Raw genomic sequence first — 25,754 nt, 5'->3', positions numbered from 1 at the left:
CGGGTTCTATTGTGGATCAGTCGCTGACGAATCAGCGATCGGGTCTCGCAGCCCGCTGATTTCTAGACGCACAACTTCCGTCCTCGTTTATGGCGGCTGTACGTGGGAGACCTTTGGGTCTGCCGGTTCTAGAGTCCCGGTCTGCGACCCGCGTATAGCTGCCACCTCCCTTTCGTATCGCAGCGAAATGTGGCAGCTCCGTCGACTCTAGGAGCTTCAGCATGATCAAACCAACACCCAACCCACCCGAAACCGACGCCACCTCCCCTTACGAATCCCTCGATTCAAAAAAGCTCCACGAAGCCGCCGACCGCGCCCTCGACCACTACCTCTGCTCTCCCGGCGCCACGCCCATTCAACGCAAAACCCGCTCGATGTACGCCGTGACCGCCGACTTCAAAAACGAAGAACTGCTGGCCGATGCCTGCGAAACACTCGCTTCAGCCAGAACAATCGCCAATGACTTCGCCCATCTGATACCGGCGTCGCAGCGCAGGACGCTGTTGGGTATTGCGCAATTGATCATGCTCGGAGAGCTGGCGGTGAATCGGGCGCTGGATAATCTGGAGTTGCCGCAGTAGCAGGGATCTGTGACAAGCCCTGAGTGAGGCGTTGTGGCTGCTGACGTCTTCGCGAGCAAGCCCGCTCCCACAGGTTCGGCGTGTAGGCACAGGTTTGTGATCGACCCCAATCCCTGTGGGAGCGGGCTTGCTCGCGAAAGCGGCCTCACAGCCGACACATGTCTTCAGGCATAAAAAAACCGCCACCTCATTTAACCGGGCTGCGGTTTGTCGGCTCTTTTCTTCAGCCCACATGACCACTTGTCGGAAACCCGCCAGCACCTGTTAGATCTGACAGGTGCCTAATTCCTCCAACGCGCGCTCAATAACTCCGTCACCCAGCCCCCCGACCGGAGTTCGCCAAATGTCCAGCCAGCAACCCCCTCGAGCCCTCAGACCTCCGTATTTTCCGGCACTGGTCAACCTCAGCCCTGCCGAACACTATGACGGCGGCATACCCATCAGAGCCGTGGAAGGCGATCTGCAAGGCATCATCCCCGCCTGGCTGACCATGTCCATTGGCGATCTGGCCGAGGTGTTCTGGGGCAATGACAGCGCCGCGGTCTGGAGCAAGACCCTAGAGCACGATGCCGAGCTCAACCAGGACCTGGTTTTCACCATTGCCAAGGGCCAGGTACTTGAGGGGGATGCCACGCCAGTGTTCTACCGGATCACGCGCAAGAACCAGGGCGCCCCGGAGGACTCGAAACCGGTCATGACCCTGCTGGTCAAACTCACGCGTCCCGGGGGGTACGATGACATTCCCGGCGATGACGGCCACTCCGATCTCAAGTTCTCCCTCTCTCATGACGAGGTCGATGAAAACCTGCCGCCCAGCGGGGTGACGATGCACATCGTGCCCTACCGCAACCTCACCCGATACGACCGCATTCTCGCCCGCTGGGGCAGCCAGCAAGCGGTGCATGTCGTTACGCCGGAACAGGCCCAGGACCCGATCAGAAACCCGATCGAGGTTGTCTTCAGCCGCGCCGTTATCGACGACGCCGGGGACGGTGATCGTGTCGCGGTGGCTTATCAGGTCATTGACCGCTGCGGTAATTACCCGGACGAACGTGCGCCGTGGTCAGCGACGCGTGAATTGCTGGTGGACCTGGGGGGCAATCGGCTGGACGAACCGCAGGTGCTGGTCAACGGCATTCCAACCGACAGCATCGACCTCGACCAGCTCGGGGATGACGATGTGACCGCCCGCGTTTACATCACCAAGGACGATTTTGCGGTGGGCGACAAGGTGCTCCTGACCTGGATCGGCACCCCGGCGCAAGGCTCGCAGATCATCGTCGGGCCGCTGGAGAAAGAGGTGTCGTACGTGCCCTTACAACTCGATTTCCCCATCCCCAACGCCGCCGTCAAAGCCATTGCCAAAGGCGCAGCCTCGGTCGGCTATGTGCGCCGTCGCAGCGATGAAAGCGACCGCCGCTCAAAAAATGCCAGCGTCACCGTGATTGGCGACATCAGCCAGTTAGTCGCCCCCACCGTCGACGAGGCACCGGGCGGAACGTTGCCACCCGAAACGCCTTGGGCGACTGTGCAGATCCCTTGGTATCCCGGTCGCAACAGCAGCGACCTGCTCAACCTGATCTGGTGGGCCCAGGCGCCCGGTAACGACACCGTTTATTACGAAGATCCCCGCCCGGTCGGCAACGTAGCGGACAATCAGCCCGTCCTGCGCAGCGTGAGCAATGCCGAAATCCAGCGTTTCAACGGCCTGAACGTCAAGGTCTATTACGTCGTCACCAACAGCGAAACGGGGCTGTTGAGCGTTCGCGAGTCGCTGCCGTTCATGATGCAAGTCGGCGTGGCACTGCCGACGTTCGACCGGCCGGAAGTCGAGGGCGCAGATGCCAACGACGTGCTCGATCCGGACGACGTGCCACCCACCGGTGCCACGCTGGTGGTGCCGTACCTCGGCACCCGCGACAAGGATCGTGTGAACTACCGTTGGCGCGGCTCTGCCAGCGGCGGTAGCGTCAGCGACCATGTCGACCTCATCCCCGCCACCGCCGGCAGGCCTGTGCGGATTACCGTTGAGAAAAAATACGTGACCACCAACCTGAACGGTACGGTGGTCGCCGATTACAGCATTCAGCGGGCGGGCGAGACGCTGGGGCATTCTCATGAGTTGACGTTGCGCATCGGGACGGCGCTGGGGGAGCTGCCGCCACCGTTCCTTGTAGCACCGGCCACAGATCCGATTGATGTCCTGGCCTACCCGGACGGGGTGACGGTGCGCATCGAATACCCAGAAGCATTGAGCGGCGACCAGGCATGCCTGGAGGAAGACAATCCACCGGCAGGTTGGCCGCCGTTTCCGTTGGTGGAATTCAACAGCAACAAGCGAGTGAACACACTGTTGAGCCCCGCATTCCTGGCGGCGCGACATGGAACGGTGATCGAGCTGCGCGGGAACTTGTATCGCAACGGTGGCCACGCTGGCCAATCAGACGCGATCAAGGTGAGACTGCTGAAAATTATCGATGAAGACCCGCGCCTTCCTACACCTAATATCGACGGCAACACCAGTAAAGAGTTGAGCGTTCAAGACCTCACAACAGACGCACGGATTCTCGCGGAAAGATGGCCGTTGTTCGAACCAGGACAACCGATCTGGGCAACCTGTAGAGGCTTTGACAAGAACGGCGAGCCGATAACCAACGACGTCAGGTCGGGAGAGCCCAATGATTCGCCGGATGGATTGTCCCTGGCGGCTCCGATTGAGTGGTTAAAAGAACTGAAGGACGGAACTGAGCTGACGATCAGCGTGAAAGTAAATCTTGACGGAATAGCCAGTGAGTTGACCGCGACAGCCTGCCCACCTCGAATCTATAACCTTAGAGGCACCCAGAGAGATGAAAACTTTGATAATGTCCCGCCTCAACTTATAGGGCCATTGGAAACTTTGGATACTGGTGCGATAAGCATCATTAATCAAAGCTCAACAGGATCACTGAAAATCGTCACATTTAATAGGGATAGCGCTTCAGGGGCGATAGAAGGAAACGTGTTAATTAACGAGAGCGCTGTAACCAAATTCAGGATAGAGCTCAAAGCCCCCGTGCAAAGATTAAGCTTCCACTACGCTGACGTTCAAGCCACCCAAGGCAAAATCTTATTCTACGGCCCAGATGGATATATAGACGAAAGACCACTAATAAGCGGCGCAGGCACTTCACAGTTAATTTTTTCCGCACCAAACATCAATTACATTGAATTTTATAACGGAGGCGAAGAACAAGTAATTTTCGATAACTTTATGTTCAACTGATTTCTGTAAGCGCCTCAATTGGGGGGCTTGAAACCCGCTCGATGTACGCCGTGACCGCAGACTTCAAAAACGAAGAACTGCTGGCCGATGCTTGCGAAACACTCGCTTCAGCCAGAACCATCGCCAATGACTTCGCCCATCTGATACCGGCGTCGCAGCGCAGGACGCTGTTGGGCATCGCGCAACTGATCATGCTCGGCGAGTTGGCGGTGAATCGGGCGCTGGATAATCTGGAGTTGCCGCAGTAGCAGGGATCTGTGACAAGCCCTGAGTGAGGCGTTGCGGCTGCTGACGTCTTCGCGAGCAAGCCCGCTCCCACAGGGATTGGGGTCGATCACAAACCTGTGCCTGCACGCCGAACCTGTGGGAGCGGGCTTGCTCGCGAAGGCGGCCTCACAGCCGACACATGTCTTCAGGCATAAAAAAACCGCCGCCCCGTTCAATCGGGATGGCGGTTTTTATTGCGTCACTGTCAAGTCAGGAATCGCGCCGCAGATCCGGCGGGATCGGCAGATCGTCTTTCAGCGGATCCGGGCGTTTGCCCTTGCCGGCGCGGTACTGGCGGATCTGGTACACGTAGGCCAACACCTGGGCGACGGCCAGGTACAGGCCGCCGGGGATTTCCTGCTCGAGTTCGGTGGAGTAGTAGATCGAGCGCGCCAGCCCCGGCGATTCGAGGAGCATGACGTTGTTGGCGACGGCGATTTCGCGGATCTTCAGCGCGAGGAAGTCGCTGCCCTTGGCCAGCAGCACTGGCGCGCCGCCCTTCTCCGAGTCGTACTTGAGCGCGACGGCGTAGTGAGTCGGGTTGGTGATGACCACGTCGGCGTCGGGAATCGCCGCCATCATCCGCCGCTGCGACATCTCGCGCTGGGTCTGGCGGATACGCTGCTTGACCTCCGGCCGGCCTTCCTGATCCTTGTGCTCGTCGCGCACTTCCTGCTTGGTCATCAGCAGTTTCTTGTGGGCTTCCCAGAGCTGCACCGGCACGTCGACGGCGGCAATGATGATCAGGCCGCAGGCCAGCCACAACGTACTCCAGCCGACCAGCGTGACACTGTGAATGATCGCCATTTCGAGCGGCTCGTGGGCGATCCGCAAGAAATCATCGACGTCCGCCGACAACACCACCAACGCCACCCCCAGGGTGATCAGAAACTTGGCCAGCGCCTTGAGCAGCTCGACCACAGCCTTGAACGAGAACATCCGCTTCAGGCCCGCGGCCGGGTTCATCCGGCTGAATTTGGGCGCCATGGAGCCGGCCGCAAACAGCCAGCCACCGAGGGAGATCGGCCCGATCAATGCCGCCAGCAACAGGGTGATCATGATCGGCTGGATCGCCAACAGTGCCATCTGACCCGACTGCAACAGGAACCTGCCCATGGCCCCCTGGTCCATGATCACTTCGCGCGAGAGGGTGAAGTTCAGGCGCATCAGCTCCATCAGGTCTTCGGCCAGCATGCCGCCGAACACCAGCAGCGCACCGGCACCGGCCATCATCACGGCGAGGGTGTTGAGCTCTTTAGAGCGGGCAATCTCACCCTTCTCACGGGAGTCTTTTTTGCGTTTGTCCGTGGGGTCTTCTGTTTTGTCCTGACCGCTTTCGCTCTCTGCCATGGCTCAGCGCGCCCGTGCCAGTTCGCGTAACAACTGCAAGGCCTCGGAGGCCAGCGGTTGATACTGATTGAGGATGTCCGCCAGACCGACCCAGACGATGAACAGGCCCAGCACCAGAGTCAGCGGAAAACCGATGGAGAAAATGTTCAGTTGCGGCGCGGCGCGGGTCATCACGCCGAAGGCGATGTTGACCACCAGCAGCGCGGTGACCGCCGGCAGCACCAGCAACAACGCCGCCCCGAGAACCCAGCCAAGCTTGCCGGCCAGCTCCCAGTATTGCGCGGTCATCAAGCCGCCGCCGACCGGCAGCGTGGTGAAGCTTTCGGTGAGCACTTCGAAGACCACCAGGTGGCCGTTCATCGACAGGAACAGCAAGGTCACCAGCATGGTGAAGAACTGCCCGATCACCGCCACCGAGACACCGTTGGCCGGGTCGACCATCGAGGCGAAGCCCATGCCCATCTGGATCGCGACAATCTGCCCGGCCACGGCAAACGCCTGAAAAAACAGTTGCAGGGAAAACCCCAGCACCGCACCCACCAGGATCTGCTCGGCAATCAGCAACCAGCCGCTGAGAGCAAGCGGACTGACGTCCGGCATCGGCGGCAGCCCCGGGGCAATGCACACGGTGATGGCGACGGCGAAATACAGGCGTATCCGCCGCGACACCAACGTGGTGCCGAACACCGGCATGACCATCAGCATCGAGGCGACGCGAAACAGTGGCAACATGAACGACGCCACCCAGGTACTGATCTGGGTGTCGGTCAACTGAAGCAGCGATTGCATGGCTTAGCCGATGACCATCGGAATGTTTTTGTACAACTGAATGATGTATTCCATGAACGTCTGCACGATCCACGGGCCGGCGACGATCAGGGTCACCAGCATCACCAGCAGACGTGGCAGGAAGCTCAGGGTCTGTTCGTTGATCTGCGTGGCGGCCTGGAACATCGCCACCAGCAGGCCGACCAACAGGCTCGGCACCACCAGAATCGCGACCATCAATGTGGTCAGCCAAAGGGCTTCACGAAAGATATCGACCGCAACTTCCGGCGTCATGGCGAGACACCTCCGAAACTGCTGGCCAGGGTGCCGATAATCAGCGCCCAGCCATCCACCAGCACGAACAGCATGATCTTGAACGGCAGCGAAATGATCAGCGGCGAGAGCATCATCATACCCATCGCCATCAGCACACTGGCCACGACCAGGTCGATGATCAGGAAAGGAATGAAGATCATGAAGCCGATCTGGAAGGCGGTTTTCAACTCGGACGTCACGAACGCCGGCACCAGAATGGTCAGCGGCGCCTGATCCGGGGTGGCAATGTCAGTGCGCTTGGACAGACGCATGAACAGCTCCAGATCGCTGGTGCGGGTCTGGGCGAGCATGAAGTCCTTGATCGGTACCTGAGCCTTTTCCACCGCCTGCTGCGCGGTGAGTTTTTCCGCCAGATACGGCTGCAGCGCATCGTTGTTCACCCGATCGAACACCGGGGCCATGATGAACATGGTGAGGAACAGGGCCATGCCGGTAAGGATCTGGTTCGACGGCGTCTGTTGCAGGCCGAGGGCCTGACGCAGGATCGAGAAGACGATGATGATCCGGGTGAAACTGGTCATCAGGATCACGGCCGCCGGAATGAAGCTCAGCGCCGTCATGATCAGCAGGATCTGCAGGCTGACCGAATACTCCTGCGCGCCATCGGCGTTGGTGCCCAGCGTGATCGCCGGGATCGACAACGGGTCGGCGGCGAATGCCAGCGGCGCGGCCAGCATCAGGGCCAGCAAAAAGACGATGCGTAGCGCACCCATTACTTCTTATCCTTCTGATCCTTGCCGAGAATCTTCAGCAGATGCTGGGCAAATTCCGTGGTCGCTTTTTCGCTGCTGCTCGGCACTTGCACCGGCTCCTTGAGCACATGCAGCGCGGTGATGGTGCCGGGGCTGAGGCCGAGCAGAATCTGCTCGTTGCCGACCTGCACCAGCATCAACCGGTCACGCGGACCGAGTGCGCGGGAGCCGATCAGATCGATCACCTGGCCCTTGCCCGCCGGCCCTGCCTGCTGCACCCGGCGCAGCAGCCAGGCGAGGAAGAAGATCAAGCCCAGCACCAGCAACAGACCGAACACCAGTTGCGTCAGTTGCCCGGCCACGCCGCTGCTGACCATCGGCGCGGTGGCAGCAGGCACGGTGGTCGCCGTCGACGGCTCGGCGGCCAGCACGCTCAATGGCAGTGCCAGCAAAGCCCAGAGAAACCGTTTCACTCAGCGCAGCTTCTTGATGCGTTCGCTTGGGCTGATCACGTCGGTCAGGCGGATGCCGAACTTCTCGTTGACCACCACCACTTCACCGTGCGCGATCAGCGTGCCGTTGACCAGTACGTCCAGCGGCTCGCCGGCCAGACGATCGAGCTCGATCACCGAACCCTGGTTCAGTTGCAGCAGGTTGCGGATGTTGATGTCGGTGCTGCCCACTTCCATCGAGATCGACACCGGGATGTCGAGGATCACGTCCAGGTTCGGACCGTCCAGGGTCACCGGATCGTTGTTCTTCGGCACGCTGCCGAACTCTTCCATCGGCAGACGGTTGGAGCTTGCAGCGCCAGCGTCGGCGGCCAGCAGCGCGTCGATGTCAGCCTGGCTACCATCACCGGTCTCTTCCAGGGCCGCAGCCCATTCGTCGGCCAGTGCCTGATCGTCCTGGGCGTTCATTTCTTCGTTCATCATTTGTCCTCGGCGGGCAACAATTCAGTTAAATGCGTGGGGGAAAAGCGCCGCTTCAGCGACGCTCGATCGGCTCGATCACCTGCAACGCGAGGTTGCCTTTGTGCGAGCCCATCTTGACCTTGAAGGCCGGTACGCCGTTGGCGCGCATGATCATGTCTTCCGGCATCTCGACCGGGATCACATCCCCCGGCTGCATGTGCAGGATGTCGCGCAGCTTCAACTGGCGGCGGGCCACAGTGGCGCCGATCGGTACATCGACATCGAGCACGTCCTGACGCAGGGCGTTGACCCAGCGCTCGTCCTGATCGTCGAGGTCCGACTGGAAACCGGCATCGAGCATTTCACGCACCGGCTCGATCATCGAGTACGGCATGGTTACGTGCAGGTCACCGCCACCGCCATCGAGTTCGATGTGGAAGGTGGAGACCACGATTGCTTCGCTCGGGCCGACGATGTTGGCCATGGCCGGGTTCACTTCCGAGTTGATGTACTCGAAATTGACTTCCATGATCGCCTGCCAGGCTTCCTTCAGATCGACGAAGGCCTGCTCCAGCACCATGCGCACCACACGCAGTTCGGTCGGGGTGAATTCACGCCCCTCGATCTTGGCGTGACGGCCGTCGCCGCCGAAGAAGTTGTCCACCAGTTTGAACACCAGTTTGGCGTCAAGGATGAACAGCGCGGTGCCGCGCAGCGGTTTGATCTTGACCAGGTTGAGGCTGGTCGGCACGTACAGCGAGTGCACGTATTCGCCGAACTTCATCACCTGGACGCCACCGACGGCAACGTCCGCCGAGCGGCGCAGCATGTTGAACATGCTGATGCGGGTGTAACGGGCAAAACGCTCGTTGATCATCTCCAGAGTCGGCATGCGTCCACGGACGATGCGATCCTGGCTGGTCAGGTCGTAGCTTTTGACACTGCCGGGTTCGGCAGCGTTATCGGTCTGTACCAGACCATCGTCGACGCCATGCAACAGCGCGTCGATTTCATCCTGGGACAGCAGATCCTGCACGGCCATGTCGTGTTCCTACTGCAGTACGAAATTAGTGAAAAGCAACTGTTCGATCACCACTTTGCCCAGCTCTTTCTGCGCCACTTCCTGGACGCTGGCGGTAGCCTTCTGGCGCAACATCTCCTGGCCGACCGGGGTCGCCAGCGTGGCGAAATCCTGACCGGAGAAGAGCATCACCAAGTTGTTGCGGATCACCGGCATGTGCACTTTGAGCGCTTCCAGATCGGCCTGGTTACGCGCCAGCATGGTGATGCTCACCTGCATGTAGCGCTGACGGCCGTTCTGGTTGTAGTTGGCGACAAACGCCGGCGCCATCGGCTCGAAGATCGCCGGTTGCTTGCCGACCGGCGCAGCCTCGGCCGCTGCGGCAGGCTTGCTCTGAGCGCTGTGCATGAAGTACCAGGTCGCGCCCACGGACACACCGATCGCCAGCAGCAGAGCCACCACGATCAGGATGATCATCTTGAGTTTGCCTTTGGTCGCGGGGTCTTTTACAGCTGCTGCTTCGCTCTTCGCCATGCCAATAATCCGTCACTAATCGGGTTTTCACAGTCGCACGGCAAGGCAAGAGCAAGTGTTATGCCAGAAGTGTCGGGACAGATTGGAAGGCACTGTAAAACCAATGTGGGAGCGGGCTTGCTCGCGAATGCGGTGTGTCAGCCGACATTGATGTCGATTGAACAACCGCATTCGCGAGCAAGCCCGCTCCCACAGGGGGGATACAGCGTTGTATCAGGCGTAGTAGTCGACGGCGCTGCTGCCGATCACGCTGGTGGTTTGTGCAGCGGCTTCAGCCACGCTCACAGGCGCCAATTCTTCTTCCGCCGAATCCAGTCGACCACCTGCAGCGCTGGTGCGTCCGCTCTGGCCTTGCTGCGCCTGTTCCTGACCCTGCCCCTGCCAGCCACGGCTCTGGTCGGAGACATTGACGTCGACCTGGCCCATGCCCTGCTGGGTGAACATGTCACGCAAGCGATGCATCTGACCGTCGAGCGCTTCGCGCACGCTTGGGTGCGCGCTCATGAAGGTCACCTGGGTCTGCTGGTCCGGAACCATGTTGACCCGAATATCCAGACGCCCCAGTTCCGCCGGCTGCAATTGAATATCCGCCGCCTTCAGGTTGGCGCTGGACAGGTACATGACGCGGTTGACGATTTCTTCGGTCCAGCCGCTCTGATGCATGGCGATCGGTTGATTCACCGGCACCGCGTTCGCGGTTTTCGGAGTGGCCGCCTGAGTCAGCGCCGCCAGACGGTTGGCGAAATCATCGACACGGGTGTCGCTGGTAGCAGCCTTCAGATCTTTCAGGCCATCGTCGATCAGGCCGCTGAAGGCCTTTTCACCATTCTGACTGGTGCTGTCCTTGTCGGCCTGCACGTCGAGCATGCTCGCCATGCCGGCAGCGAAGTTCTGCGCCGCAGTCAATTCACCGTCGGCCTGAGTCTGGGCCGGCGTAGCTTTCGGTTGGGCCTGGCTGCTGGCGGAAATGTGCCCGCCCTGCTCCATCGCCATACGCAGCGCCGGCAACGAGTCGAGTGGATCGGCCGCCGGGTCGAACGCGCTATCGGTTGATGCCGCCGGATCTTTGACCACGGCTGGCGCCAAGGTGGCGGCCACGACCGGCGTTTCGGTTTTGGCCGGTTCCGGTGTTGCAGCGACTGGCGCTGCCACCACCGGCGTGGTCACCAGCGGCTGCACGGTTTGCGCCAGTGCCGGATCCAGCGCCGGATCCACCGGGGTGGTGTCGGCCACTGGCGTCTGCGCGCTGTCAGCGGCCGCATCGGCGGCGGCCTTGTCAGTGGCGGCCTGATCATCGGTGGTGGTCGACGCGGTCTTGTCGGCTGGCAAGGCATTGCCGCTATCGGCAACAGTCTGTTGCGTGGCGGCAGACTTATCCTTGGCGAAATCTTTCTTGTCGCTGTTGTCGGCAACCTTGTCGCGCGCCGGTTTCAACGAACTGTCAGAGTTCGCAAGAGTCTTTTTCGGGCCTTGATCGGCGAACACCTGAGCGAAGCTTGAGGCCTTGTCCCCGGTGTCTGCGGCCATGACCGGCGTTTTCGCGGCGGCGGCTTGCGCCTTGGCCTGGGCGGCAGATTGAAGAAGAACATTGGGGGTCGCAGGCATGACACGGTCTCCGCTGCACTGGGATCGTAGGTACAGTTGACGAGGAATATTGCAAGTGTCGGGCCAGTTTTGTCCGGCGCTTGCGAAAAGCGCCGGACGGCAGGATTCAATGGGTCAGGGCGTGCTGGCGTTCGTCTTCGTAGATCGGGCGGACATCGGCGAACTCGCCACTGATGTCAGCCACCAGCCTGGCAATATCCGAGGGGCTTTTATTTTTGGCTTCCGATTCCAGCTCCTGGCAGAGCGCCGCCAACCGGACAGCCCCCATGTTGCTGGCGCTGCCCTTGAAGCTGTGGGCAACTTCAGACAAAGCCTTGGCATCCGCCGTGTTCTGCAGCTCAGCCAAGCGACTTTCGGAATCGGCCAGAAAGGTATCCAGAAGCTCCGGATAACCCTCCTCCATGACTTCGCGCAGTACGCTCAGCGCCTCGCGATCAATATGTGTGTCAGTCACTTGTTCACTCCTTGATCAAGAATCGGCGAATTATGCCTCAACCCTCCCAGAAAAACTCCACGCAAGCACTGCGACCTTCGTCCGACCAACTGGCGTTATGCCCCAACTGCCGGACCAGGCTGACACCGCGCCCCGACAGACGGACACCGTCCAGCGGCCGCTCCATTACCCGCGCCACGTCAAAACCCTTGCCGCTGTCCTCGACGCGGATCACCAGCCCCCCCCCGGCACCTTGCGGCTTGACCTGCAGATGCACGCGCACGTAACCGTCCTGCAGGGCTTCGAGCCGCTCGTTGCGCTGTTCATAGTAACGAGCGAAGCCACTGGCATCTCGCTTCAGGCTGGAATCCAGACCAAGAACACCGTGCTCCAGCGCGTTGGAGTAAAGCTCGGCGAGCACGCCGTAGATCGCCCCGCCCTGGGTGCGCAAACCGTGCACTTCCTGCAACAACTGCAGCAGATACGGCAACGGATTGAAGCGCATGAGCGTCGCCCCGCGAAACTCGAAACTGACCGACCAGTCCAGCGGACAGGATTGACCGCTGTCGGAATACACCGGCGCCGACGGCATCACCTGCGCCGCCTCCAGCAAGCTGATCTCGACCATGCTCACATCGTCGCGGGGCTCGCCGCGAAAGGCGTGCAAGGCCTGCTCGATCTCGGCGAACAGGTTGTCCGGCTCACGATTGGCGGCAAACAGTTGCTGCAAACGCTCGACACCGAACAAGCGGTCGTCGGCGTCAGTGGTGTCGATCACACCGTCCGACAGCAGGAACACCCGGTCACCCACGGCCATGGTCTGTACTTCGGTGCGATCATCAAACGCTTGCGGACTGAGCACCCCCAGCGGCAAATGGCGCGCCGCCAGCGGCACACGTTCGCCGGTGGCGATCCGGTGCAGATAACCGTCAGGCATGCCGCCGTTCCACACCTCTACCGAACGCCGCTGAAAACTCAGACAAAGCATGGTCGCGCAGCAGAACATGTCCACCGGCAGGATGCGCTTGAGCTTGGCGTTCATCTCGCGCAGGGTCTCGGCCAGGCCGTAACCCTTGGCGGTCATACCGTAAAACACTTCGGCCAGCGGCATCGCCCCCACCGCCGCCGGCAATCCGTGACCGGTGAAATCACCGAGCAGCACATGCATGTCGCCGGCCGGGGTGTAGGCCGCCAGCAGCAGGTCGCCGTTGAACAACGCATAGGGCGATTGCAGATAACGAATATTCGGTGCACTCAGGCAACCGGAATGCGCGACCTTGTCGAAAACGGCTTTGGCCACACGCTGTTCGTTGAGCAGGTAATCGTGATGTCTGGCGATCAGGTCACGCTGTTGCAGCACCGTGGCCTGCAAGCGGCGCAAGCGATCCATCGCCTTGATTTTGGCGGCGAGGATCACCTGGTTGTAAGGCTTCGCCAGAAAGTCGTCGCCACCCGCCTCCAGACAACGGGCTAGCGCTTCACTTTCGGTCAGCGAAGTCAGAAAGATGATCGGCACCAGGGTTTCCCCCGCCAGCGCCTTGATCTGCCGCGCCGCTTCGAAGCCGTCCATCACCGGCATCATCGCGTCCATCAGCACCAGATGCGGTGGCTGACGCTTGAACACCTCGAGCGCTTCGGCGCCATTGGCGGCGGTCAGCACTTCGTGCCCCTGGCGGCGGACGATGGTCGACAACAGTAACCGGTCGGCGGCGCTGTCTTCGGCGATCAGGATCGTCAGCGGCTCTTGCGCCTGCATGGCCGTCAACTGATGTCGAACAGTTTGTCGAAGTTGGAGATGGCGAGGATCTTGCGCACGTCGGAGTTGCTGTTGATCACGCGCACGTCCGACTCGTCGCCGCCGGCGTGATCACGCAGCAGGAGCAGCATGCCCAGCGCGGAGCTGTCGAGGTAGGTGGCATCTTTCAGATCAACCACGATGGAGTCGGGTTTCTGGTCAAGTCGCTCATAGGACTCGCGAAACTCCTGATGGCGCCCAAAATCGAACCGCCCCTTGACCGAAATCGTCAGTTTTTGACCATCCGGAGAGACTTCTGTAACGACTGACATTGACTGGCTTCCTTGTCATTGACGAACGTGTACAAGGTTTAGCACCTGGACAGGGTTGGGGCAAGGCTCAGCGCAGAAGCAAATGTGGGAGCGGGCTTGCTCGCGAAAGCGGTGTGTCAGTCAACATTGGTGTCTCTGACACACCGCCTTCGCGAGCAAGCCCGCTCCCACAGGGAGTTTTTGGGCAATTTGAAAAGGGTTGTGTCGCGGTAGGCGCTGCGACAACTCGTCCAGCAACTTCTGCTCGCGCTTGTCTTCGAGGCGTTGCGCCTCTTCGCCGTAGCGCTGCACCCGTTTGCGAAGGAGAAACAGTGAGCTGCAGCCACTCCGCGACTGCCGCTTGTCGCCACTGTCAGATCTGACAGTAGACCGAGGAAAGAGGCATAGACCTTAATCAAGCGGCAGCAATTTCGCTGCGCTCAGGTCAAAGGACTGCATCATGAACTCGCCTAAAGTTGGATTTTTCGAAGCACCGTTCCTGCATAACACCCAGTCACCACACATCATGACCTACGATGAATTCCTGGGTAGAAATCGTAAATGCACCGTGGTGGCGCGCTACCCTAATAAAATAGGCGAAACACTTACGCTTTACCTTATAGCCGACACCCCCTACCCCAGCCTGGATGTTATTGAGATCTATCGTGAGCAGGAGCTATGGGGCACGGACGTCGACCGCACCAGGTTTTCGGAACTTGAGGGCAAACAAGTACATGCGTTCTTCGTCGTAACCCGTGACTCTACATTAGTGGGTTTCTCCGCAATGCTCAGGTTCGAAATATTAGCCCAATGACTCAGACCATCCTCTAGCACCACTGCTGCGGCACGTTAATACGGATCGTGCCGCGGCAAGCGTTGCGACAACTCGTCCAGCAGCTTCTGCTCGCGCTTGTCTTCGAGGCGTTGCGCCTCTTCGCGGTAGCGCTGCACCAGTTTGCGCAAGCCTTCGACCTTGGCGAACGCCTGCTGCCAGGCATCGCGCGCCTTGATCAGGTTGTTCTGGTGCCAGACCAGACTCTGGCGCTGCTGGTCGATCGCGGTGTCCAGTTGCGCGAGGAAGCCGTGATAACCCAGCAGCCATTGCCCGGAAACTCCGTCGCTGCCGCGCACGATCCACTGTTCCTGATAATCCAGACGAAAGGCGTCGAGGTCGGCGAGTTTGCTTTCAGCGACTTTGACCTGGCCTTGAAAGTAACCCAGGCGTTGCACGGCGGTTTTCTCGGCCTGTTCGGCCATTTCCACCACCGGTGCCAGACGCGCAGCTCGGCTCACGGCCATGGCCGGTTACCCACCCGCCGCAGGCGCGAACAGGGTTTCGAGGTAAGCCTGGCTCTCGCCCATGTTGATCTTGTCGTTCAGGCCCTGTCGCTGGTAGCGGGTCAATTGCGGTTGCAGCGAGATCGCCAGATCGGTCTCGCGGTCGCCACCGGCGACGTAAGCGCCGACGCTGATCAGATCGCGGCTCTGCTGATAGCGCGACCACAGCTGCTTGAAATACTGCGCGCGCTGCATGTGCTCCGCCGAGACCACGGCCGGCATCACCCGGCTGATCGACGCTTCGATGTCGATGGCCGGGTAGTGCCCTTCCTCGGCCAGACGCCGGGACAACACGATGTGGCCGTCGAGCACGCCCCGCGCCGAGTCGGCAATCGGATCCTGCTGGTCATCGCCTTCGGACAATACGGTGTAGAACGCAGTGATCGAACCGCCGCCCTTCTCCGCATTACCGGCGCGCTCCACCAATTTCGGCAGTTTGGCGAACACCGAGGGCGGATACCCCTTGGTCGCCGGCGGCTCGCCGATGGCCAGGGCGATTTCCCGCTGGGCCTGAGCGAAACGGGTCAGCGAATCCATCAGCAACAGGACGTTCTTGCCTTTGTCGCGGAAATACTCGGCGATGCGCGTGCAATACATCGCCGCGCGCAGACGCATCAGCGGCGCATCGTCCGCCGGCGAGGCGACGACCACCGAACGCTTGAGGCCTTCTTCACCGAGGATGTGCTCGATGAACTCCTTAACTTCTCGACCCCGCTCACCGATCAGACCGACGACGATAATGTCGGCCTCGGTGAAGCGGGTCATCATGCCCAGCAGCACCGATTTACCGACACCGGTACCGGCGAACAGACCCAGACGCTGACCACGCCCGACCGTCAGCAGACCGTTGATGCAACGGATGCCGACGTCCAGCGGTTCGTGAATCGGGTCACGGTTGAGCGGGTTGATCGTCGGGCCGTCCATCGGCACCCAGTCCTCCGCCTTCATCCCGCCCTTGCCGTCCAGCGCACGTCCGGCGCCGTCGAGTACGCGACCGAGCATGCTCATGCCCATCGGCAGGCGCCCGGTTTCGGCCAGCGGCACCACACGGGCACCCGGGGCAATACCGGCAACGCTGCCGACCGGCATCAGAAAGACTTTGCTGCCGGAAAAACCCATGACTTCCGCTTCCACCTGGGACGGGTGATAGCTGTCGTCATTAATGACCAGGCAGCGCGTGCCCATGGCGGCGCGCAGGCCTTCGGCTTCGAGGGTGAGGCCGACCATGCGCAGCAGGCGGCCTTCAAGAATCGGCGCGCCGGCGATTTCAGTGGCGTCGGCATAGGTGCTGAGGCGCTTGGCGAAACTGGTGCGTTCAAGGCGCATCGGGGGTGTCCGCGAGCGGCTCTTCAGGCGCAGCCGCCAGTTGGCTTTCTTCAGGAATGTCCAGGCTCAGGTCCGGCGCGGCCGGGTGCAGAGCCTGTTCGTGCAACTGGTCGAACAGTTTGGCCATGACCTGGGTCACGCGGGTCTCGATGCTGGCGTCGATGCGGCTGTGCTCGGTTTCAACCCGGCAACCGCCCGGCAGCAGCGAGTCGTCTTCGACGATGCGCCAGGATTCCTCATGACGCTCGCGCAAGGCCTTGGCCTGCTCGAAGTCCTGCGGATTGACGTACAGACGCACGTTTTCCACGCCCAACGGCAGCAGCTTGAGCGCATCACGCATGACGTGATCGATCTGGCTGGAATCGATGGCCAGTTCGCGCTTGATCACCTGTCTGGTGATGTGTTGCACGAGGTCGACCAGCGACTTTTCGATCTGCGTGTCTTGCTCGGCAATCGGCTCGAACAGATGGGTCATCAGTTGCTCGAGGCTGGCCAGTTTCGCCGCCAGCGCCACTTCGGCTTCCTGACGCACCTTGAGCGTGGCGCTGTGAAAACCTTCCTTCTCGCCGATGCCAAAGCCCTCGTTGTAAGCCTCCTGACGGATGCTTTCGAGTTCTTCCAGGGTCAGTGGCTGGACTTCTTCCAGCGGCACTTCTTCCATTTCCGGCGGTTCCGGCTCGGGTTCCGGTTTCGGCGGATCGAAGCTGGGCAGTGCCCAGGATTCGAAACCACGGACATCGCGGGCGCGGATCAGATCCGTCACTGACTCGTCATGCTTGTCCATGGGCTTAGATCATTTCCTCGCCGCCCTTGCCACCGAGCACGATTTCGCCGGCTTCGGCCATGCGACGGGCAATGGTGAGGATTTCTTTCTGCGCGGTTTCCACGTCGCTGACGCGCACTGGGCCTTTGGCCTCGAGGTCGTCGCGCAACAGTTCGGCCGCACGCTTGGACATGTTCTTGAAGATCTTCTCTTTGACGCCTTCGTCCGAACCCTTGAGGGCCAGCACCAGCACGTCGGAGGACACTTCGCGCAACAGCGCCTGGATGCCGCGGTCGTCGACGTCGGCGAGGTTGTTGAACACGAACATGAGGTCTTCGATCTGACCGGACAGGTCTTCGTCGACTTCGCGGATCGAGTCCATGAGCTGGCCTTCGATCGAGCTGTCGAGGAAGTTCATGATGTCCGCCGCACGCTTGATGCCACCCAGGGTGGTGCGCGAGGCATTCGAGTTGCCGGAGAACTGCTTCTCGAGAATCTGGTTCAGCTCTTTCAGCGCAGCCGGTTGTACGGTGTTCAACGACGACACGCGCAGGATGATGTCCAGACGCACCTTGTGGTCGAAGTTGCCCAGTACTTCACCGGCCTGATCCGGGTCGAGGTACGCCACCACGATCGCCTGGATCTGCGGGTGTTCGTAACGGATCACGTCGGCAACTGCGCGCGGCTCCATCCATTTCAGGCTGTCGAGGCCGCTGGTGTTGCCACCGAGCAGGATGCGATCGATCAGGCCGTTGGCCTTGTCTTCGCCCAGGGCCTGGGTAAGCATTTTGCGCACGTAGTCGTCGGAGCCGACGCCGAGGCTGGTCTGGTCGCCGACGATGTCGACGAACTCGCTCATGACCTGCTCGACCTGCTCGCGATGGACGTTGCCCATCTGGGCCATGGCCACACCGACCCGCTGAACCTCTTTCGGGCCCATGTGGCGCAGCACTTGCGCGGCATCGGTGGAACCCAGGGACAGCAGCAGAATCGCGGCTTTGTCGACCTTGTTCAGTTTGACGGTTGCGGCTCGGTTATCACTCATCTGCGTTAATCCACTCTTTCACGACCTGAGCCACGCGACCCGGATCCTCGGCCACCAAGCTCTTGATTGCATTCAGTTGTGCGTCGTAACCCTCACTCGGGCTCGGCAACAGAATGCTCTGCGGACCACCGAGGCTCACGCGGTCGTTGGCCAGGTCGCCGTCCAGGCCGCCCATGCCACCGAGTTCCACGTCGCTGCCCAAACCGGCCAGCTCCTTGCCTTTGCCGCCGCCGGTGATGTTGTTCAACACCGGACGCAGCACACCAAACACCAGCACCAGGATAAACAACACACCCAGCACTTGTTTGACGATGTCCCAGAACCATGGCTGGGAGTAGAACGGAATATCGGCAACCACTTCACCGCGTTCGGCGGAGAACGGCATGTTGATCACGCTGACGCTGTCGCCACGGCTGGCGTCGAAACCGACCGCGTCCTGCACCAGACGGGTGAAGCGCGCCAGCTCATCGGCGCTCCACGGCGCGCGGGTGGTTTCGCCGTTGGCCGCGTTGACCTTGACCTGATCGTCGACCACAACCGACACCGACAGACGATTCAGGCGACCCTGCTGCTGTTTGGTGTGGCTGATGGAACGGTCGAGCTCGAAGTTCTTGGTGGATTGTTGACGCTTGTCCGCCGGGTACGGCGCGAGCATTGGCTGGCCGGTGGCCGGGTCCATGATCTGCTGACCGTTGGCATCGACCAGTGGCTGACCTGGCTGAATCATGCCGGTAGAGCCTTGCGCACCACCGGTGGTTTGCGGGGCCGAGGCCGGCGCTGGCGGCTGGTTGCTCAGGGCACCCGGCACACCTTGCGGGCCATTGCTGGCGGTGCGTTGTTCGTTGACCGACTGCTCGCTGCGCAATGCCGGCTGGTCCGGGTTGAACTGCTCGGCAGTTGATTCGACGGCACTGAAATCGATGTCGGCCGACACTTCAGCCTTGTAGCGATCGTTGCCCAGTACCGGCTGCAGAATGTTGTGCACGCGCTGAGTCAGCATGCTTTCCATGCGGCGGCTGTAATCGAACTGCTTGCCAGCCATGGTCATTTCGGAGTTCTCCGCCTGATCGGAGAGCAGGTTGCCCTTCTGATCGACGACGGTGATCTGCGATTTGCTCAGCTCAGGCACGGAGGTCGCCACCAGGTTGATGATCGCGACCACCTGACCCGGCTCCAGCGAACGCCCGGAGTACAGCTCGACCAGTACCGAAGCGCTTGGCTTGCGCTCATCACGCACGAACACCGAACTTTTCGGAATCGCCAGGTGCACGCGAGCGCCCTTGACGTTGTTCAGGCTGGAGATGGTGCGCGCCAGTTCGCCTTCGAGACCGCGACGGTAACGGGTCGCTTCCATGAACTGGCTGGTGCCCAGACCCTGTTCCTTGTCGAGGATTTCGAAACCGATGTTGCCGTCGCTGGGAGTGACACCAGCGGCCGCGAGTTTCATCCGCGCACGGGACAGGTCGTCAGCCTTGACCAGCAAGGCGCCGGAGTTCGGCTCGACGGTGTAAGGGATGTCGGCGGAGGCCAGGGTGTCCATGACCTGCTTGGCGTCCATGCCGGCAAGGCTGCCGTACAACGGACGGTAATCCGGCTGCTGCGACCACAGCACCACGGCAAAGCCAATCGCCACGCTCGCAGCCAGGCCGACCAACAGGCCCACCTGACGCAGCATGGTCATCTCGGAGAGGTTTTCCAGGAAGGACAGGCCGAACAGCGGCGGTTTGCCGTCTATCGGGGTGGCCTTGGCCGGAACGTTATCGGCGACTGCTTCTGCCATGACTCAATCTCGTCCTTAAACCGGCATCTGCATGATGTCTTGATAAGCCTGAACCAGCTTGTTGCGCACCTGGGTCAGAGCCTGGAACGACACGCTGGCTTTCTGCGAGGCGATCATCACGTCCGTCAGATCGACGCCGCTCTTGCCGATTTCAAATGCGTTGGCCAACTGAGTCGACGCCTGTTGGGTATCGCTGACTTTGTTGATGGCCTGACCGAGCATGTCGGAAAAGCTGCTGCCTGCCAGTTCAGGGACGGCGGCAGTCGTTTTCGGCGTGGCCATGGCGTCCATTTTCATGGCCTTCATGTCCATCATCAACCGATTGAATTCAATACCTTGGCTCATGGTCTACTCTCTTGGGCGGCCCGCAATTTTTTGACACTCACTCGGCGGGTACACAGGTGTTAGCAACAAGGGTGCCAGCTCGGCTGGTCTTGTTTCATAAATGCCGCTGTGGTCTGTGCGCTATGTCGGGATCACCGCAAAACAACTGTGGGAGGGGGCTTGCTCCCGAAGGCGGCGTGTCATTCAACAATGATGTGACAGACCTGACCTCTTCGGGAGCAAGCCCCCTCCCACCGTTATTCGCGTCAACTTTCAGGTAGCGAACAGATACCCTTCGACGTCCATCCCGGCATCACGCATTTGCGCCAGTTTGTAGCGCAGGGTACGCGGGCTGATACCGAGCTTTTCCGCAGCCTCCTTGCGCCGGCCACGCTCGGTGCGCAGGGTATCGATGATCATCTGGAACTCCCGGCGCCGCAGGTCATCGCCCAGCGCCCCGGCGGATTCAGCCTCGACTTCGATTTCGCGCACCAGCGGTTGCACCGGCGCCGCGGTGTAGGTCACTGCGCCGGTCAGGCAGAAATCCTGCGGCTGGATCAAACCGCCCTGCTGCAGAATCAGCGCGCGTTGAATCGCGTTATCCAGCTCACGCACGTTGCCCGGCCACGGGTAGTGGGTCAGGCAAGCCTGGGCTTCTGGCGAAAGTTTCGCCGCCGCATGCTTCATTTTATTGACGTGTTTGTTCAGCAACCGCTCGGCCAGCGGCAAGATATCGGCAGTGCGCTCGCGAAGTGGACGCCAGGCCAGGGGGAAAACCGACAGACGGTAAAAAAGGTCTTCACGGAAACGCCCCGCCGCCACTTCGCCGGCCAGATCACGGTTAGTGGTGGCGACCACGCGAATGTCCAGGGTGATCGGCTTGCGCGCACCGACGCGCTCGACTTCACGCTCCTGCAGCACCCGCAACAACTTGGCTTGCAGGCCCAAGGGCATCTCGGAAATCTCGTCGAGCAGAATGGTGCCGCCATCGGCCTGCTCGAATTTGCCGGCCTGCGCCGCGATGGCGCCGGTGAACGAGCCTTTCTCGTGGCCGAACAGCGTGGCCTCGAGCATGTTGTCGGGAATCGCCGCGCAGTTGATCGCGATGAACGGCTGATTGGCACGATGGGAATGCTGGTGGATATAACGCGCCAACACTTCCTTGCCGGTGCCGGACTCGCCGGAGATCAGCACTGTGGAATCACTGCGCGCCACCCGCGCCGCCAGTTCGAGCAACTGCGCGCTGGCCGGCTCGACCGCCACCGGACCTTCGCAATCTGTGGTGCTGATGCTGCCCAAGGCATGTCGCGACACCAGGTCCAGTAGAGCCTTTGGCTCGAACGGCTTGACCAGATAATCCGCTGCGCCCTGACGCATCGCATCCACTGCGCGCTCGACCGCGCCATGCGCAGTCATCAGCAACACCGGCAATTGCGGCTGCCGCGCACGCAGCAAACCGAGCAGTTGATGGCCATCCATGCCGGGCATGTTGACGTCGCTGACCACCAGACTGAACGCTTCGCGCTCGACCGCCTGCAACGCCTCTTCGGCGCTGCCGACTGCATGGTAGTCGTGGCCCGCCAGCAACAGTGTGTCGGCCAGCGCTTCGCGCAACGAGCGGTCATCCTCGACCAGCAAAACCTTGATGCCCATGACGTTTACTCAGCTCCGTGTACAGCGGAAAACAGCGGCAGGATCACCTGCGCGCACGTGCCGCGCCCGACCCGCGAGCGCAGCTGCAATTCTCCCTGATGCGCTCGCGCCACTGCCTTGACCACGGTCAGGCCCAGCCCGGTGCCGGTGACTTTGGTGGTGAAAAACGGTTCGCCGAGACGCTCGAGCACCAGCGGATCAATGCCGCTGCCACTGTCGCTGACGCACAGGCGCAGGCTGTTGTCGCGGGTGTAGCAGTGCACCTTCAGGCGCACGTTGCCATCGCTGGCCTGAATCGCGTTTTCGATCAGATTGAGAATCGCCCCGACCAGGGTGTCGCGGTTGCACAGCAGTTCGCCGGCATGGCTGTCGCACTGCCAGCGGATTGGCAGATCCTGCACATGAGTCAGCGCCGCCGCTTGCAGCGCCTGCATCAGAGTATTCGGGGTGATGCGGTCGGTCAGTGGCAGCTCGCCACGGGCGAACACCAACATGTCGCGCACCTGATGCTCCAGCTCATGCAGGCGTTCTTTGAGACGGCCGGCGAAGCGCTGCTGGGTGGCGACGGGCAATTCCTGCTCAGTCAAATGACTGGCGTAGAGCAACGCAGCGGACAATGGCGTGCGGATCTGATGGGCCAGCGAGGCGACCATGCGTCCCAGCGACGACAGACGCTCGTGGCGCGCCAGTTGATCTTGAAGGTGGCGGGTTTCTGTCAGGTCGTTGAGCAGCACCAACTGCCCCGGCTCGGCATCCAGCGAGCGGGTGGCAATCGACAGGCGTCGACCGTTTTTCAGAGAAATTTCATGACCGTCGTCTTCACGCGGGGCGAAGCAACGGGCGATGACGTGGCGCCACAACTCGCCTTCCAGCGGCAGCCCCAACAGGTCGATCGCCGCCGGATTGGCTTCGCGAACCATGCCGTGGCCGTCAATCACGATCACGCCACCGGGCAACAGATCAAGAAGGTTTTGCAGGCGGTTGGCCAAGCGTTCTTTTTCGGCCAGCTCTTGCATGCGCTGGGCACTGACCACCGCCAGCTCGCCCTTGAGCTCGGTAACCCGGGCTTCAAGCATGCTGTAGGAATCGGTCAGTTGACTGGACATCTGATTGAACAGCGCGAACGCGTGCTCAAGACCCTGACGGCTCGCCTGCTCTACGGACGACGGTTGCCCCTCGGCATGGGAGGCAGATGACATCTGGGCGTGGGGCATTGTGTTCTCTCGCTTGGCTGACCGTCAGTTAAACGGAACGTTGCGAGGGATGTAGCAATACCCGTGCCTAAAAAAAACTGCTTATAAATGAAGGCGTTGAAAAACAGGCGTCAATCATCCGCCTGTTCGTCTCCTTCGCGCCGGCTCATGCCGTACTTGCGCATCTTCTCCACCAACGTGGTGCGACGAATACGCAGGCGTTCGGCGGCACGCGCCACGATGCCATTGGCGTCGTCCAGCGCCTGCTGGATCAGGCCCTGTTCCAGACCACCGAGGTAGTCCTTGAGGTCCAGGCCTTCCGGCGGCAGCATCGCGTTGGCGGTAAAGTCCGGCGTATGACCGTTGATCGCCACGCGCTCTTCGAGATCGCTGCGCAGGCTGTCGACCATCTGCTCGTCTTCGTCGTCGACGTAGCGGAATTTCTTCGGCAACTCGACCACGCCGATCACCCCGTACGGATGCATGATCGCCATGCGCTCCACCAGGTTGGCCAGCTCGCGGACGTTGCCCGGCCAGCCGTGACGGCACAGCGACATGATCGCGGCCGAGTTGAAACGGATCGAACCGCGCTTTTCGTGTTCCATGCGCGAGATCAGTTCGTTCATCAGCAGCGGGATGTCTTCGACGCGCTCACGCAGCGGCGCCATCTCGATCGGGAACACGTTCAGGCGATAGTAGAGGTCTTCGCGGAAGGTGCCGATCTCGATCATGCTTTCGAGATTCTTGTGGGTCGCGGCAATGATGCGCACGTCGACGCTCTGGGTCTTGTTGCTGCCCACGCGCTCGAAAGTGCGTTCCTGCAGCACGCGCAGCAGCTTGACCTGCATCGGCAGCGGCATATCGCCGATTTCGTCGAGGAACAGCGTACCGCCGTTGGCCAGTTCGAAACGCCCGGCACGGCTGGTGATCGCACCGGTGAAGGCGCCCTTCTCGTGGCCAAACAGTTCGCTTTCCAGCAGCTCTGCCGGGATCGCCCCGCAGTTGACCGGCACGAAAGGCGCGTCGCGACGCTTGGAGTGGTAATGCAGGTTGCGCGCAACCACTTCCTTGCCGGTGCCGGACTCGCCGAGGATCAGCACGCTGGCGTCGGTATCAGCCACTTGCTGCATCATCTGCCGGACGTGCTGAATCGCCCGGCTGGTGCCGACAAGGCTGCGGAACAGGTTGGGCTCGCGATGACGACCGCGCTCGCGGGCCTGGTCGTACATCTCGCGATAGACCTGGGCACGGTGCAGGGAGTCGAGCAGTTTGCTGTAGCTGGGCGGCATTTCCAGGGTCGAAAGCACCCGGCGGCGCTGGTCTTCCGGCAGGTCGACGGAAGAATTATCGCCCATCAGCAAAACCGGAAGGAACTCATCCCACGTCGAGAGTGTCTTTAACAAGCCCAAAAGTGCACCCGGAGCATTTACCGTCCCGATCAGTACACAGATGACTTCACGACTCGATGACAAAGAGCCGACAGCCTGCTGCCAGTCATGGCTGCCGCAGGGTAAATTTTCTTCGCCGAGAAAATTTAAAATCACCGCCAGGTCGCGGCGGCGGACGCTATCGTCATCGATCAGCAGAATTTTGGTTTCACGCCACATGCAATAGCAACTTCCCTAGTCAACTCAATGCCCGAAAAATGGGGCAAGCGAGACGCTTGCAGGACACCTTGTGCCTGTAGACGCCTGAAATCTGAAAACAGCCACTAGTTAAGTCAAAAAACCGTGCACAGTCAAATTTATGGCGCACATGTCTGGATTAACTGGGGGTTAATTAACCAAACAGATGGTAAACCTTTGCCGCCTTTTGCGCTTGGGTGATCTGCGACATCTCATTGGCTATCGCCTGCCGCTCACCCATCGCCGCCTCCAGAAGCTCCTTGTAGACATGGAGCAATTCCTCAAGGTTACTGCGCAAGGCCTCCTCATCCAGCGAGGCCTCGGCCATGACGTCTTCCATGCAGGAACGGCAAGCCAGATCCAGCTCGCCAATGGCTTCCCAGTTGCGTTCGGCCAGCGCACTGACCAGCGCTTCACGGGTGTCGGCGATTCGCTGCAATACAAGACTCATGGTGCTCTCCTTTAAAACTGCGGAGCAGGCTCGGGGGCGATGGCATCCCAGCCTTCTTTGACCGTGCTCAGCAAGCCGGCGACCTCATCGAGAATGCGCGGATCGCTGTTGATGTTGGCCTCGGCGAGTCGCTTCATCATGTAGATGTACAGCCCGTCCAGATCGGCCAGTTCATCGGCACACTTTTCCAGATCCAGACCTTCGCGCAGCCCGCTGACAATGCCAATGGCCTTGCTGATCGAGGTGCATTTGCCAGGAATGTCCTTGCGCTCGATGGCACCCTTGGCCTGAGCGATGCGGGCCAGCCCGCCTTCCATCAGCATTTGCACCAGACGGTGCGGACTCGCCTCGGAGGTCTGGGCGTGCGCGCCGACTTTCTGATATTGCCGAAGGGCTAACATTGGGTTCATGTTCTACCTCATTGCCACAATGACTCGTATAACC

26 protein-coding genes and 2 pseudogenes are annotated in these 25,754 nt (G+C 60.7%); 4 read left to right on the top strand and 24 right to left on the bottom strand.

Annotation, left to right across the window (positions count from 1 at the left end; all coding sequences use genetic code 11):
- Positions 1 to 221 precede the first annotated feature (221 nt).
- The 3 genes and pseudogenes from ACOYXG_RS07440 to ACOYXG_RS07430 form a co-directional block, all read left to right on the top strand.
- Complete coding sequence (locus ACOYXG_RS07440) at positions 222 to 581, top strand: DUF6124 family protein (protein ID WP_262142808.1); 360 nt, start codon at positions 222 to 224, stop codon at positions 579 to 581.
- A gap of 343 nt (positions 582 to 924) precedes the next feature.
- Entirely contained in the window at positions 925 to 3,846 is a 2,922-nt protein-coding gene (locus ACOYXG_RS07435; protein WP_460356799.1) for a hypothetical protein, read from the top strand.
- A 29-nt stretch (positions 3,847 to 3,875) separates the two neighbouring features.
- A pseudogene (locus ACOYXG_RS07430) lies at positions 3,876 to 4,094 on the top strand (DUF6124 family protein); the annotation flags it as partial.
- A 229-nt stretch (positions 4,095 to 4,323) separates the two neighbouring features.
- On the opposite strand, the gene flhB reads toward ACOYXG_RS07430, so the two are convergent.
- From flhB to ACOYXG_RS07365, 13 genes and pseudogenes are all read right to left on the bottom strand, one after another.
- Positions 4,324 to 5,463 (bottom strand): flagellar biosynthesis protein FlhB, encoded by a 1,140-nt coding sequence (gene flhB, locus ACOYXG_RS07425; RefSeq protein ID WP_027613915.1) that lies wholly within the window; start codon positions 5,461 to 5,463, stop codon positions 4,324 to 4,326.
- Positions 5,464 to 5,466: 3 nt separating this feature from the next.
- Positions 5,467 to 6,252: a flagellar biosynthetic protein FliR gene (gene fliR / locus ACOYXG_RS07420; protein ID WP_027613914.1), complete on the bottom strand. Its 786-nt coding sequence runs from the start codon at positions 6,250 to 6,252 to the stop codon at positions 5,467 to 5,469.
- Positions 6,253 to 6,255: 3 nt separating this feature from the next.
- Entirely contained in the window at positions 6,256 to 6,525 is a 270-nt protein-coding gene (gene fliQ / locus ACOYXG_RS07415) for a flagellar biosynthesis protein FliQ (protein WP_007920026.1), read from the bottom strand.
- A complete protein-coding gene (fliP, locus tag ACOYXG_RS07410; RefSeq protein WP_115990419.1) occupies positions 6,522 to 7,280 on the bottom strand; it encodes a flagellar type III secretion system pore protein FliP in 759 nt (252 codons plus the stop codon). Before fliP ends, fliQ begins: the two co-directional genes overlap by 4 nt.
- Positions 7,280 to 7,732, bottom strand: coding sequence for a flagellar biosynthetic protein FliO (fliO, locus tag ACOYXG_RS07405; protein WP_460356794.1), 453 nt, complete (start codon positions 7,730 to 7,732; stop codon positions 7,280 to 7,282). The genes fliP and fliO overlap by 1 nt, the downstream gene beginning before the upstream one ends.
- The gene (gene fliN / locus ACOYXG_RS07400) at positions 7,733 to 8,194 is read right to left on the bottom strand and encodes a flagellar motor switch protein FliN (protein WP_460356791.1); all 462 of its coding nucleotides are present in this window, start codon (positions 8,192 to 8,194) and stop codon (positions 7,733 to 7,735) included. It abuts the gene before it with no gap.
- Positions 8,195 to 8,246: 52 nt separating this feature from the next.
- Entirely contained in the window at positions 8,247 to 9,215 is a 969-nt protein-coding gene (gene fliM / locus ACOYXG_RS07395; protein ID WP_003222890.1) for a flagellar motor switch protein FliM, read from the bottom strand.
- A 9-nt stretch (positions 9,216 to 9,224) separates the two neighbouring features.
- Positions 9,225 to 9,728: a flagellar basal body-associated protein FliL gene (gene fliL, locus ACOYXG_RS07390; protein WP_047599975.1), complete on the bottom strand. Its 504-nt coding sequence runs from the start codon at positions 9,726 to 9,728 to the stop codon at positions 9,225 to 9,227.
- A 213-nt stretch (positions 9,729 to 9,941) separates the two neighbouring features.
- A complete protein-coding gene (locus ACOYXG_RS07385; RefSeq protein ID WP_460356787.1) occupies positions 9,942 to 11,333 on the bottom strand; it encodes a flagellar hook-length control protein FliK in 1,392 nt (463 codons plus the stop codon).
- A gap of 106 nt (positions 11,334 to 11,439) precedes the next feature.
- Complete coding sequence (locus ACOYXG_RS07380) at positions 11,440 to 11,787, bottom strand: Hpt domain-containing protein (protein WP_027613911.1); 348 nt, start codon at positions 11,785 to 11,787, stop codon at positions 11,440 to 11,442.
- A 37-nt stretch (positions 11,788 to 11,824) separates the two neighbouring features.
- Positions 11,825 to 13,522 carry an ATP-binding SpoIIE family protein phosphatase gene (locus ACOYXG_RS07375; RefSeq protein ID WP_460356784.1) on the bottom strand — a complete coding sequence of 566 codons (1,698 nt, stop codon included), beginning with the start codon at positions 13,520 to 13,522 and terminating at the stop codon, positions 11,825 to 11,827.
- Positions 13,523 to 13,527: 5 nt separating this feature from the next.
- Entirely contained in the window at positions 13,528 to 13,833 is a 306-nt protein-coding gene (locus tag ACOYXG_RS07370) for an STAS domain-containing protein (RefSeq protein ID WP_103368110.1), read from the bottom strand.
- A gap of 192 nt (positions 13,834 to 14,025) precedes the next feature.
- Positions 14,026 to 14,136: pseudogene (locus tag ACOYXG_RS07365) on the bottom strand (flagellar export protein FliJ); the annotation flags it as partial.
- 136 nt (positions 14,137 to 14,272) lie between these two features.
- Here ACOYXG_RS07365 and ACOYXG_RS07360 point away from each other — a divergent pair.
- The gene (locus ACOYXG_RS07360; RefSeq protein WP_027613907.1) at positions 14,273 to 14,626 is read left to right on the top strand and encodes a hypothetical protein; all 354 of its coding nucleotides are present in this window, start codon (positions 14,273 to 14,275) and stop codon (positions 14,624 to 14,626) included.
- 35 nt (positions 14,627 to 14,661) lie between these two features.
- Here ACOYXG_RS07360 and fliJ read toward each other — a convergent pair whose 3' ends face one another.
- The 11 genes from fliJ to fliS all read right to left on the bottom strand — a co-directional run bounded on the left by fliJ (position 14,662) and on the right by fliS (position 25,720).
- A complete protein-coding gene (gene fliJ / locus ACOYXG_RS07355) occupies positions 14,662 to 15,111 on the bottom strand; it encodes a flagellar export protein FliJ (RefSeq protein WP_095139370.1) in 450 nt (149 codons plus the stop codon).
- A 6-nt stretch (positions 15,112 to 15,117) separates the two neighbouring features.
- Positions 15,118 to 16,476 (bottom strand): flagellar protein export ATPase FliI, encoded by a 1,359-nt coding sequence (gene fliI, locus ACOYXG_RS07350; RefSeq protein WP_007966241.1) that lies wholly within the window; start codon positions 16,474 to 16,476, stop codon positions 15,118 to 15,120.
- Positions 16,466 to 17,260 carry a flagellar assembly protein FliH gene (fliH, locus tag ACOYXG_RS07345; RefSeq protein ID WP_460356778.1) on the bottom strand — a complete coding sequence of 265 codons (795 nt, stop codon included), beginning with the start codon at positions 17,258 to 17,260 and terminating at the stop codon, positions 16,466 to 16,468. The genes fliI and fliH overlap by 11 nt, the downstream gene beginning before the upstream one ends.
- Before the next feature lie 4 nt (positions 17,261 to 17,264).
- Positions 17,265 to 18,284, bottom strand: coding sequence for a flagellar motor switch protein FliG (gene fliG / locus ACOYXG_RS07340; protein WP_007920042.1), 1,020 nt, complete (start codon positions 18,282 to 18,284; stop codon positions 17,265 to 17,267).
- On the bottom strand, positions 18,277 to 20,064 hold the full coding sequence (gene fliF, locus ACOYXG_RS07335; RefSeq protein WP_027614236.1) for a flagellar basal-body MS-ring/collar protein FliF: 1,788 nt from the start codon (positions 20,062 to 20,064) through the stop codon (positions 18,277 to 18,279). The genes fliG and fliF overlap by 8 nt, the downstream gene beginning before the upstream one ends.
- Before the next feature lie 15 nt (positions 20,065 to 20,079).
- Entirely contained in the window at positions 20,080 to 20,409 is a 330-nt protein-coding gene (fliE, locus tag ACOYXG_RS07330) for a flagellar hook-basal body complex protein FliE (RefSeq protein WP_096796266.1), read from the bottom strand.
- 252 nt (positions 20,410 to 20,661) lie between these two features.
- Complete coding sequence (locus ACOYXG_RS07325; protein WP_097090141.1) at positions 20,662 to 22,041, bottom strand: sigma-54-dependent transcriptional regulator; 1,380 nt, start codon at positions 22,039 to 22,041, stop codon at positions 20,662 to 20,664.
- 5 nt (positions 22,042 to 22,046) lie between these two features.
- Positions 22,047 to 23,240, bottom strand: a complete 1,194-nt coding sequence (locus tag ACOYXG_RS07320; RefSeq protein ID WP_179353308.1) for a sensor histidine kinase — start codon at positions 23,238 to 23,240, stop codon at positions 22,047 to 22,049.
- 125 nt (positions 23,241 to 23,365) lie between these two features.
- The gene (locus ACOYXG_RS07315; protein WP_003222863.1) at positions 23,366 to 24,841 is read right to left on the bottom strand and encodes a sigma-54 dependent transcriptional regulator; all 1,476 of its coding nucleotides are present in this window, start codon (positions 24,839 to 24,841) and stop codon (positions 23,366 to 23,368) included.
- A gap of 172 nt (positions 24,842 to 25,013) precedes the next feature.
- Positions 25,014 to 25,310 (bottom strand): flagellar protein FliT, encoded by a 297-nt coding sequence (gene fliT, locus ACOYXG_RS07310; protein ID WP_007966233.1) that lies wholly within the window; start codon positions 25,308 to 25,310, stop codon positions 25,014 to 25,016.
- Between the two features lie 11 nt (positions 25,311 to 25,321).
- A complete protein-coding gene (gene fliS, locus ACOYXG_RS07305; protein WP_027614233.1) occupies positions 25,322 to 25,720 on the bottom strand; it encodes a flagellar export chaperone FliS in 399 nt (132 codons plus the stop codon).
- Between the last annotated feature and the right edge of the window lie 34 nt (positions 25,721 to 25,754).

It is taken from the genome of Pseudomonas sp. G3-39 (assembly GCF_054790485.1).
The sequence above is the reverse complement of the archived record's forward strand: the minus strand, read 5'-3'. Positions and strand labels throughout refer to the sequence as shown.